Below are 10231 nucleotides of genomic sequence, written 5' to 3' on the forward strand. Positions count from 1 at the left end.
GATTGTATAGCTCGTTTCCAATTTCATTATTTACATAAATTAGCATATTTGCCCATCCAAAATACCATTTTTTTAATACAGGATCATGGCTCATCAGAGTCTTCCAGGCATCTTCTAAAATTTTAGTTTGAAGCAATAGATAAAAATGAAATTGAACGTGCTGCACTTTCAGACAACTTTGAAACAGAAGCTTTTGAAGGTTGGGAAGGACATAATGCGCAAAAAAGCATGGAGTCTTTGGACAAGAGATTTGCACGTAGTCAAGGAAATTCTTCTAAAAAGTGGACCATCACCTTAATTGGTGGTAGTGCACTCTTAACCTTATTCTTCATATTCATCAATCTAGAAAACAAAGAAGACCCTAAAACGGTTACAGAAGTTTCTACTCCTATTAAAATGGATGAACCCATTCTAGAAGATAAAGAAACAAACAAAGTTGAAGAACAAAACAAACAAGATGAACAAGCTATAGCGGTTCTGCAACCCAAAGAATTAGAACATACGCTAGATAGAACAGAACTTGTTGAGTTAAGAAAGGGAAAAACTTCTGAAGAAGAAGAACTTCATCAGCCCCAAATATTGATGGATAAATTGAATATTGAAGAGGTCGAATTAAATAAGCAAGAGCTACCTCAGTTGAATTATCAGATAAAAAAAGAAATTTACCTCTATGATTTAAAACTGGTAGACTACCGTCCTTACAGAAAGGAAAGAATGAAAGAGGAAAAATTGGTAATGTCTGGTACTCCTGCGAATCAGGAAGCGCAACAGACATCAGAACAAAATTTCGAGTATGAAGAAGTAGATATACCCTACATCGAATATTTAGAAAAAAGCATGTACTACTTTTCAAAAGGCATGTATAAAAAGGCGCTTGTACGCTTCAATAAAATACTCGATCATTATCCAAACGATGTAAATGCGCACTTCTATGGTGGTTTATGTTACTACAATTTAAACGAAGGAAAGGTGGCTTTAGATTATTTTGAAAAATCCTACTCACTGAGCTATGGTAACTTTAAAGAAGAAGCTGAATGGTTGAGTTATTTGACTTATATAGACCTTAAACAAAATAAAAAAGCAAGGGCCTTACTTCAACAAATTGCGCATCAAGGTGGATTTTATAGTGAACGTGCCAAAGACATTCTAAATAAGTAAATTGAATTTTCTTGAAACATAAAAAAGCCCCGATTTTGCATCGGGGCTTTTTAGTATTCTTTATTTTTCTCTTACCATTCGCTTTAACAATGGACTAGGTCTGTATCTGTCTTCTCCATATTCCTCGAATAATTCTTGTAATTGGTTCAATACATTTTCTTCACCTATTTCTTCCATCCAAGCCAACAATCCTTTCGGGTAGTTCACCCCTTTTGTCATGGCTAAATCTATGTCTTCTTTAGAGGCGATGTTTAAGAACAAAGCATCCACGGCCTCATTGATCAACATAGCCAAAATTCTGTTTAAGATTTTTCTTCCTAACACCTCATCTTTAACTGGCTCTGGTTTCACTGCTCCTTCAGCATAGTCAAAGTAACCTCTACCTGATTTTCTACCTAAGTATCCTGCTTCAGCGTGACGTTTTTGTGTAAAACTCGGCTTGTAACGTGGATCGTAATAGAAAGATTTAAATACTGTTTCTGTAACCGTATAGTTGATGTCATTTCCAATGTAATCCATTAAAGTAAATGGTCCCATTCTAAATCCACCTAACTCAGTCATTGCCCAGTCGATAGTCGCAAAATCTGCTACACCTTCTTCATAAATACGTAAAGCTTCTCCGTAGAAAGGACGTGCTACACGGTTCACGATAAACCCAGGAGTGTCTTTTGCCAAGACTGTAACTTTCTTCCATGAGTCAATGATAGCTCTGGCCTCTTTAGTTACCGCTTCACTTGTTTGAACCGCTGGTATAATTTCTACCAAAGGCATTAATGGTGCAGGGTTAAAAAAGTGAATTCCTATCATTCTACTTGGGTTCTCCAAAACAGACCCAATAGAAGCAACAGAAAGAGAAGAAGTGTTCGAAGCCAAAATACAATCATCGCTCACGATAGATTCCATTTGTTTAAACATCTTGTGCTTCACCTCAAGGTTTTCAACAATTGCCTCTATGATTAATCCACAATTTTGAAAATCGTTTCTATCTCCAGAATAGTTGATACGGTCTAAAATAATTTCTGCTTCTTCTGCAGAATATTTTCCTTTTTCAACTAGTCGATTAAAAATCTTTTCCATGCTTGCCTTTGCTCTTTTTAAAGCATCAGCATTAACATCTATTAAGTTTACTTGGTGTCCGGCTTGAGCAGCAACCTGAGCAATACCTGCTCCCATTGTACCTGCTCCTAAAACTCCTACTTCTATCATTTCAATATTATTTTCCTGTAAATTCTGGTTTTCTTTTCTCTAAGAACGCACTTGTACCTTCATTAAAGTCATGGGTTTGCCCTGCTTCTGCCTGTAACTCTTCTTCAACAGCTAACTGCTGTGTTAAATCGTTCGTAAAACTTTGGTTGATAGCCTTTTTAGTAAGTCCTAAACCTCTGGTTGGCATAAGCGCTAATTTACCAGCAAAAGCAGTAACTTCCTCTTCGAAAGTTTCTTCTCCCAATACTTTGTAAATCATGTTTAGCTTTTCAGCTTCAGCTGCACTTACTTTATCTCCCGTCATCATCAATGCCATAGCTTTTTGCGCACCAATTAAACGTGGCAAGAAGAAGGTTCCTCCTGAATCTGGTATTAAACCTATTTTAGAAAAAGCCTGGATAAAGCTTGCACTTTCTTTGGCAAAAACAATATCACACGCCAATGCAATGTTTGCACCTGCACCTGCCGCTACTCCATTAACTGCAGCAATAACTGGTTTTTCTAAATTTCTAATTTTTTCAATAATCGGATTGTAGTGTTTGGCTACGATAGACTTCAATTCTGGTCCGTTCGGATCCGTAGCCTCTGCCAAATCTTGACCAGCACAAAACGCTTTTCCTGCTCCTGTTAACACTACACATCTTACGCTATCATCCGTAGCACAAGCATCTAACTCTTCTTGCAAAGCCATTGCCATAGCTTGGTTAAAACTATTAAATACCTTCGGACGGTTGAAAGTGATCGTACGAACACCTCCATTATTTTGTATATCTAAAACCATGATTATTCTTTTGGGCGAAAATAGCCAAAATGAATGCAAAAGCCAATATTTACTGCAGATGCAACATTTTACTACTTCACAATACTATATGTTATTATATAATTCTACAGATTGTTGAAAACGCATTGCTAATTCATCTCTCAACCACAATGGCTTCACCACCTCTATTTCAAAAGCGTAACTTACCAATTGACGAATCAATTCTTCTGAAATCAATACCTCTAATTCGAAGGTTGTACGCTTCTTCCCTTCTTTCACTACTTTTTGCGAAGCATGAAAAGGTTGAGATGCAATATATTTTGCAGCGACGTTATTGGCCTTGAACTTAATTAGCTCTGGACTGTTTTCGTTAGCTGTAATACCTACTGAATGTTTGAAGAACAATTCTGCATTAAAATTCGTTGGTTGTTTTCCTGTTTCCTCAGAAAGCTCCAAATCCATCATTCTATCTAAACCATAGGTGATGATAGCATCTTTGACCAAGTCAAAAGCAATTAAATACCATCTATTCCTATATTCTTTCAATAACAAAGGAGTAACCTTACGTCTTTTCTTTTTCCCAGAAACAAAGCTTTCATAATCGAAGTAAACTACTTTTTGTTCCTTAATTGCTTTCAACAAAGGACTTAAAAAATCACTTCCTTTAAATTCGGTTACCGTTTCAAACTGTACGTAATTATCCAGTTCCTTATCGTTCGGATTATTGGAAATATTTACACGATCAAAGATCTTATCTAAAGCAGAACCAAACTGCTTAAACATATCCACATCTCTAAACTGTACAAGTGTATTTGCCGCAAACTTAATTGCTTGCACATCATCTTCAGATAACGGAATTTCATTGATGGTAAAATCATCCTCTGTGTAATAGTACCCTCTGTCTCTTTTCGAATATTTAATAGGAGCATCATGTTCCATACGCATAGCGAACATGTCTTTTTCTATCGTTGAATCACAAATATTCTCACCTGTAGAATCTCCATATAACGCTTCCTCACAAGCTTGTCTTAAATCTTGTTTACTTGGAAAGGGTTTGTATTTGTTACGTAAACATTTATCAATAATTCTGTAACGAATAAGTGCATTTTTAATGTGAGGCATGATGAAATTTTCTTTCGTTCTTTTCCTGAATATCGCGCCAAAAATCAGCGCTCATCAAAAATAAGAGAAAGCTTTTACATTTAACAGTAAAGACCTGCTTTTCCTATAAATTCATGTAAAATTAATACATGAGAATAGCGCTCATTTTCTTGTTACTTTTCCATTAACAACCGTTTTACAGCTGAACAATTTGTAATTTTAATCCATGAAAAAACTCATTCTACTTATTTCTTTGTTTGTAATTACAACAGGTTACTCTAAAGAAATTGAACCAGACAGTACAGCCTTTTTAGGCGACAGTGTTTGTTGGAACGATAGTATTGTGAACTTTGCCCTAAAATACTTAGGTACACCCTACAAATATGGAGGTACGAACCCAAAAGGTTTTGACTGTTCTAGGTTTGTATATTTTGTCTTTAAAAATTTTGAATGCAAGCTACCTCGAACATCTTCATCTTATCATCCATTTGAGGATACCATTCCATTGAATGAAATTCAAATTGGCGACATTCTTGTATTTACAGGTACAAATGCTGCGATTAGAAAACCGGGGCATCTAGGAATCGTTACAAACATCACAGAAAATGAAATCATTTTTATACATTCGTCGTCATCTAAAAAACACAGTGGCGTTGTAGAAAGTAAATTATACACTACTGGGTACAGAAAGCGTTATATTAAAACATTGAGAATACTACCATGAGAATTACTGTTTTTGCCCTTTTATTAATCACTCTATTTTCTTGTCAGGATGACAGCTTGACCTATGGTGAAGCAAAATCTAAATTAATGCTTGGAGAATTTGAAGTGTACGAAAATCTAGCCTCTTGTGACTGCGATAGTTTGGTAAAGAATGGACAAGGAGAATACCTTATGGCGGATACCTTATATACGGGAACTTGTTATTCCTATTACGCCAATGAACCTGAAAAGATTTTGGAAGCAAAGCAAATTTTTAAAGGAAGATTACACGGTGCATACATTGTTTATTCACCTTCGGGAGACACCCTAGAATTTACCTTATATAAGGATGGAAGATACCTTGGCCAAACAAAAGCTAATGCCTTTGAATGTAATTGTGACTCTTTAAAAGTGGTTGATCCAGAAGCGAGTATCCAACAAAAAACCTTATATGGATTTAATTATAACGGAGCTTGTATACGTTACTATCCCAATTCCGATTCTATCATTTATATGAGAGAAAATTACAAGGATGGATATTTAGATGGATCTTATTTCGTTTATGACAGAGAAGGAAATATAATCTCTGAACAAAAATACAAAGAAGGCGAATTACAATAATTCGCTTTTTTTTTGCCGTAAAAATTTATGAACCCTTTGTTGCATTCCCTTTTCGTAGTGAATGTAATTAGCACGAAGTACTGCTTTCAATTCTCGAGCTAAAACTGGGTACTTTCCTATTAATAATTCCATCACCCATAATGCTCTTGATTTGGTAGTGGTATTATAAGAAGATTCCTCTAATACACACAATAAGTAATTGATTGCTTCAGATTCTTGCGCAATGGGTACACCACAATACCTCCAATAGTTTGTAAATGAACTTTTGAAATCGAACGATTCTACAGTTTGAGAAATGCGCCATAATTCCGATAAGTCTTTGGACAAATAAGCAGCATCGAGATGAGCCAAATCAGTTATCATCCATGCCAATCTGCGTCCTAATTTAGGCTCTTGAAAAAAGTCTGAAAATTGAGAAGGCACAAAGCCCAGCGTCAACATTTCATTTGCTAGAGCTTTCCTTTCCTGCCCTGTACTGGTCTCTAGAAGCACTTTTAATTTATTTCGAAAGTTTTCCATTCTTCACGGCTATGGCTTGGGTTAATACTTCCTTCACCAATTCAATTGGAATATCCTTGTTGGGATCAACCTCCATACTTTTCATCTTTTTTCTCCCTTTAAAATCAAGGACTGGATGATGTAAAGAATTCCCATCAGAAAAAAGGATGTAGGGTTGATTGGATTTTTTATCCTTCCAGAGGTAACACAAAATTTTATCTCTATACAAAAAACAGGGTGATCCATATTTCACACACTCCGTAATCAATTCATCATGCTTCCGAATAATTGACCTTAAGGTCAACCAGCACGACTGTAAGGGTTCATCTTGTTTTAAGTATATATTGATGTTCTCTTCCATGGCTACAGGAAATCGTAATCCATCTCAACCTTGGCAATTCTCGTTTTAAACGTGGCAAACCAAGCTGATTTCCCCTTCTCTTTGGCAAGTGAATGCAAGGGGTTATTTTTCCATTTGCGAATAGATTCCAAATCCTTCCAATAAGATACGCTAATTCCCACCTCTTCTCGGCATGCTTCAACGCCTAAAAAACCATCAGCATCTTTTACGGCTTCTTCAATGGCTTCATTCATTTCTTTGTAATTCTCTACTACCTCAGTTCGAGTTGAAGTAAAGATTACCGCATAATAGGGCGGTTTGGGAGTTTCTGCTATCATCCTTGAAAAGATTTTTACCAAATCTACAAACAAAAAAGAGATCTTCTTTCGAAGATCTCTCATCAATTTAAGCGGCTACTAATTTTACTGAAGTACAAACTTAAAGTTAGCCGATTCGTCGTCGTTATCTAGCTGTAATATGTATAATCCTTTCGCTAATTCACCTACATCGATTTTGGTATGCATTTGATTTAATTTGAACACCTGAACTATTTTACCGGTAGACATCTCTATAAGCTTTCCTTGTAAAACTTCTCCGTCTAGCTGTACCATTTTCACATTTAAAACACCCGATGTTACAGGGTTAGGATAAACTGAAATTCCAAATTGCTCAAGGTCTTCCTCCACATTCAATAAAATATTTTGAGCTTCAACCGCACCTATATCTCTTGTTCCGTCATAAACTGCATTACCATGTTGATCTACAAACATATCCGAAGGTGCACCTGCATTGTATGCTGGACTCCCTACAGCCAAACTATGACTTAAAGTTACCCCTCCATTAAAAGCCAATGGAGAGATAACTGGGTTTACAGGGAGAGTGACCGTTCCTGTGATATCCCCCATTGCAGTTGCAAGGGTACTTACCTCAAGAACACCGATTAAGTTGTATCCATCACTGGTGATAGGTGATGTAGAAGTATATAAATCTGCACTAGAACCTGCGTTAAGTGCAACAATTGTATTTTTTAATGAAGGAACCGTAAGGCTGTTATTTGCCACACCACCTCCTTCGTTACTTGCTGAATTATAAACGATAGTCGAAGCATTAATGTTCAATTCTGAATCTGAGTAAATTCCACCACCGTGATTCATAGATGAATTTCCTGATATTGTTGAAGTCATAACCGTTGCGCTACCAGACTTAATATGTATAGCACCGCCATTTCCTAAGGCTCCATTTGAAACGTTATTTATCAAAGTAGATGCATTAATAATAACATCTCCTCCGTTGACGAATATTCCTCCACCACCAAAGCTTTCTCCATCACCATTGGCTTGGTTTCCATCAATATTTACTTCAGTTAAGGTCATGGTAGAACCCGTCTGATTCCACAAGGCTCCTCCTTCTCTTCCAGCAACATTATTCTCGAAAGATCCACCGTTTATAGTAATGTCTGCCATACCAGTAATATGAATAGCACCACCATTACCCGGCGCAGGGGTACCTGCAGTTCCATCTACATCATTATCAATAAAATCACATGCTGTAATATCCAAGGTTCCATTTACCAATTCAATGGCTCCTCCAGCTCTATTCGCCGCATTGGCAAAAAAGTTTGAGTTTAGTATACTTACATCACCATCTAAACTCAAAATAGCTCCTCCAGAGGCAGAAGTTCCCGTTGCCATATTACTTTCTATATCTAAAGCAACAAGATCCAATATACCAGATACGTTAAAAATGGCAGCTCCTCCATCGTCAGCAGCGGCTCCGAGGGCTACATTGTTCATGATTTCTGTGTTGTTCACCGTCATGGTTCCTGACCCATTCCAGAGTCCTCCTCCTTCTAAACCAGCTGAATTCCCATTAACAGTTCCTCCAATAATCGATACATTACCTGCACCCGTGATGTGTAATCCACCTCCGTTTCCAGGGGCTGACAAAGCAGAGTTATTGTCTAAGTTTACATTTGAAAGCATCAAAGTACTTCCTCCTGAATTATCTTCAATTCCCCCTCCAGCTCGCATTGCTGAATTTAAGGTTATACTCGAATTACTGATGCTCAAATCAGACCCTACATCATTTAATATTCCACCACCAGAACCAGCAGCTCCATCGGCAGAGTTATTTGAAATAATTGCATTTATAATCGTGAGGTCACCTCCATTAAAATTATAGATTCCACCACCACCATTATCTGCGGCATCGCCAGAAGCTATATTTCCAGAAATGGTAGTTCCATCAATATCCATTGAACCTGAACCATTCCATAGCCCACCACCTTCAGAACCGGCAGTATTGCCATTTACCGTTCCTCCAGTAATTGCGATAACTCCAGCACCCGTCATGTGTAATCCACCACCGTTTCCGGGAGCAGATAGGGCCATATTATTATTTAAATTAACATTATTGAGTGTTACAAAAGAAGTTCCTCCTGTTGCATTTCCTTCAATACCACCTCCAGCTCTTGAAGCTGAATTAGCGGTAATGAAAGAGTTGTTTACTGTTAGTATAGCGCCTACATCATTCAATATTCCACCCCCAGAACCAGAAGCTCCATCGGCTGAATTATTTGTGATGACCGCATTCGAAACATTTAATGTTCCGTTATTGAGGTTGTAGATTCCTCCACCACCATTGTCTGCTAAATCTCCAGATGCCGTATTTCCAGAAATAGTAGTTCCATCAATATTCATAGTTCCCACACCATTCCAAAGACCTCCACCTTCAGAACCTGCTGTATTTCCATTTACGGTTCCTCCGGTAATATCTATTGTACCTGGACCGGTCATGTGTAATCCACCACCATTACCTGGAGCAGATAAGGCCATGTTATTGTTCAGATTGACGTTTGTTAGTATAATGTCATTGGAACCACCAGTGGCAACTCCTTCAATTCCTCCTCCTGCTCTTAACGCTGAGTTACCCGTAATGGAAGTATTGTCTACTGTTAAAGAAGCATTCACGTCATTTAAGATTCCTCCACCTGATCCCGAAGCACCATCAGCATTGTTATTAGCAATACTCGCATTCATGATCATAAGTGTTCCTCCAGAAAGGTTATAGATTCCTCCACCACCATTATCGGCAGCTGCTCCTGAAGCCGTATTACCAGAAATACTCGTACCATCTATGGTCATCGTTCCCGTTCCATTCCATAATCCACCACCTTCTAATCCAGCCGTGTTTCCATTCACTGTTCCTCCAGTAATATTAATCGTTCCGGGACCTGTCATGTGTAAACCACCTCCATTTCCTGGAGCTGATGAAGCCATATTATTGTTTAATGTAACCCCAGAGAGGGTAATTGAATTTGATCCTGCCGAAGCAACACCTTCAATTCCCCCTCCTGCTCTTAGCGCAGAGTTCCCTGTAATTACCGTATTTGTGATAGATAAAGTTGCATCCACATCATTTAATATCCCACCTCCAGAACCAGCGGCTCCATCAGCGTTATTATTAGTAATGATAGCATTGGAAATATTTAATGTTCCGTTATTGAGGTTGTATATACCTCCACCTCCGTTGTCTGCTGCATCTCCTGAAGCAGTATTTCCTGTAATGGTCGCACCATCTATGGTCATGGTTCCTGATCCATTCCAAAGTGCCCCACCTTCTGCGGCAGCCATGTTGTTGGCGTAGGTACCTCCTGTGATTACAGCCGTTCCTGCACCCGTAATATGCAATGCACCTCCATTACCTGGCACAGGCGTTGCCGGACTAACACCAGCATTGTTATTTGATAAGCTACACGCAGTTAAAGTAACCGTTGTACCAGCAACTGCCTCAATTGCTCCACCTGCTCGGTTCGCAATATTATTTGTGAAGGTTGAATTCACTGC

At 38.0% G+C, this 10231-nt stretch carries 10 protein-coding genes; 3 read left to right on the forward strand and 7 right to left on the reverse strand.

Annotated features, from left to right (window positions below):
* Nucleotides 1–228 precede the first annotated feature (228 nt).
* Complete coding sequence (locus AC22ZQ_RS09055) at nt 229–1158, forward strand: tetratricopeptide repeat protein (protein ID WP_318958460.1); 930 nt, start codon at nt 229–231, stop codon at nt 1156–1158.
* Nucleotides 1159–1218: 60 nt separating this feature from the next.
* On the opposite strand, the gene AC22ZQ_RS09060 is transcribed toward AC22ZQ_RS09055, so the two are convergent.
* The 3 genes from AC22ZQ_RS09060 to AC22ZQ_RS09070 all read right to left on the reverse strand — a co-directional run bounded on the left by AC22ZQ_RS09060 (nt 1219) and on the right by AC22ZQ_RS09070 (nt 4246).
* On the reverse strand, nt 1219–2361 hold the full coding sequence (locus AC22ZQ_RS09060) for a 3-hydroxyacyl-CoA dehydrogenase NAD-binding domain-containing protein (RefSeq protein WP_318958469.1): 1143 nt from the start codon (nt 2359–2361) through the stop codon (nt 1219–1221).
* 10 nt (nt 2362–2371) lie between these two features.
* On the reverse strand, nt 2372–3145 hold the full coding sequence (locus tag AC22ZQ_RS09065) for an enoyl-CoA hydratase-related protein (protein WP_318958461.1): 774 nt from the start codon (nt 3143–3145) through the stop codon (nt 2372–2374).
* 84 nt (nt 3146–3229) lie between these two features.
* Nucleotides 3230–4246 (reverse strand): helix-turn-helix transcriptional regulator, encoded by a 1017-nt coding sequence (locus AC22ZQ_RS09070; RefSeq protein WP_318958462.1) that lies wholly within the window; start codon nt 4244–4246, stop codon nt 3230–3232.
* 205 nt (nt 4247–4451) lie between these two features.
* Here AC22ZQ_RS09070 and AC22ZQ_RS09075 point away from each other — a divergent pair, with 205 nt between their 5' ends.
* Together AC22ZQ_RS09075 and AC22ZQ_RS09080 are read left to right on the forward strand one after the other, a co-directional pair.
* Nucleotides 4452–4949 (forward strand): C40 family peptidase, encoded by a 498-nt coding sequence (locus AC22ZQ_RS09075; RefSeq protein ID WP_318958463.1) that lies wholly within the window; start codon nt 4452–4454, stop codon nt 4947–4949.
* Nucleotides 4946–5548, forward strand: a complete 603-nt coding sequence (locus AC22ZQ_RS09080) for a toxin-antitoxin system YwqK family antitoxin (protein ID WP_318958464.1) — start codon at nt 4946–4948, stop codon at nt 5546–5548. Before AC22ZQ_RS09075 ends, AC22ZQ_RS09080 begins: the two co-directional genes overlap by 4 nt.
* Here AC22ZQ_RS09080 and AC22ZQ_RS09085 read toward each other — a convergent pair.
* From AC22ZQ_RS09085 to AC22ZQ_RS09100, 4 genes are all read right to left on the reverse strand, one after another.
* The gene (locus AC22ZQ_RS09085; RefSeq protein ID WP_318958465.1) at nt 5540–6067 is read right to left on the reverse strand and encodes a hypothetical protein; all 528 of its coding nucleotides are present in this window, start codon (nt 6065–6067) and stop codon (nt 5540–5542) included. The two genes, AC22ZQ_RS09080 and AC22ZQ_RS09085, sit on opposite strands and share 9 nt — an antisense overlap.
* Nucleotides 6048–6407: a DUF1801 domain-containing protein gene (locus AC22ZQ_RS09090; RefSeq protein ID WP_318958466.1), complete on the reverse strand. Its 360-nt coding sequence runs from the start codon at nt 6405–6407 to the stop codon at nt 6048–6050. The genes AC22ZQ_RS09085 and AC22ZQ_RS09090 overlap by 20 nt, the downstream gene beginning before the upstream one ends.
* 2 nt (nt 6408–6409) lie before the next feature.
* Nucleotides 6410–6724, reverse strand: coding sequence for an antibiotic biosynthesis monooxygenase family protein (locus AC22ZQ_RS09095; RefSeq protein ID WP_318958467.1), 315 nt, complete (start codon nt 6722–6724; stop codon nt 6410–6412).
* Nucleotides 6725–6808: 84 nt separating this feature from the next.
* On the reverse strand, nt 6809–10231 hold a 3423-nt coding region (locus AC22ZQ_RS09100), incomplete at its 5' end, for a T9SS type A sorting domain-containing protein (RefSeq protein ID WP_318958468.1).

The organism is Lishizhenia sp. (assembly GCF_057456495.1).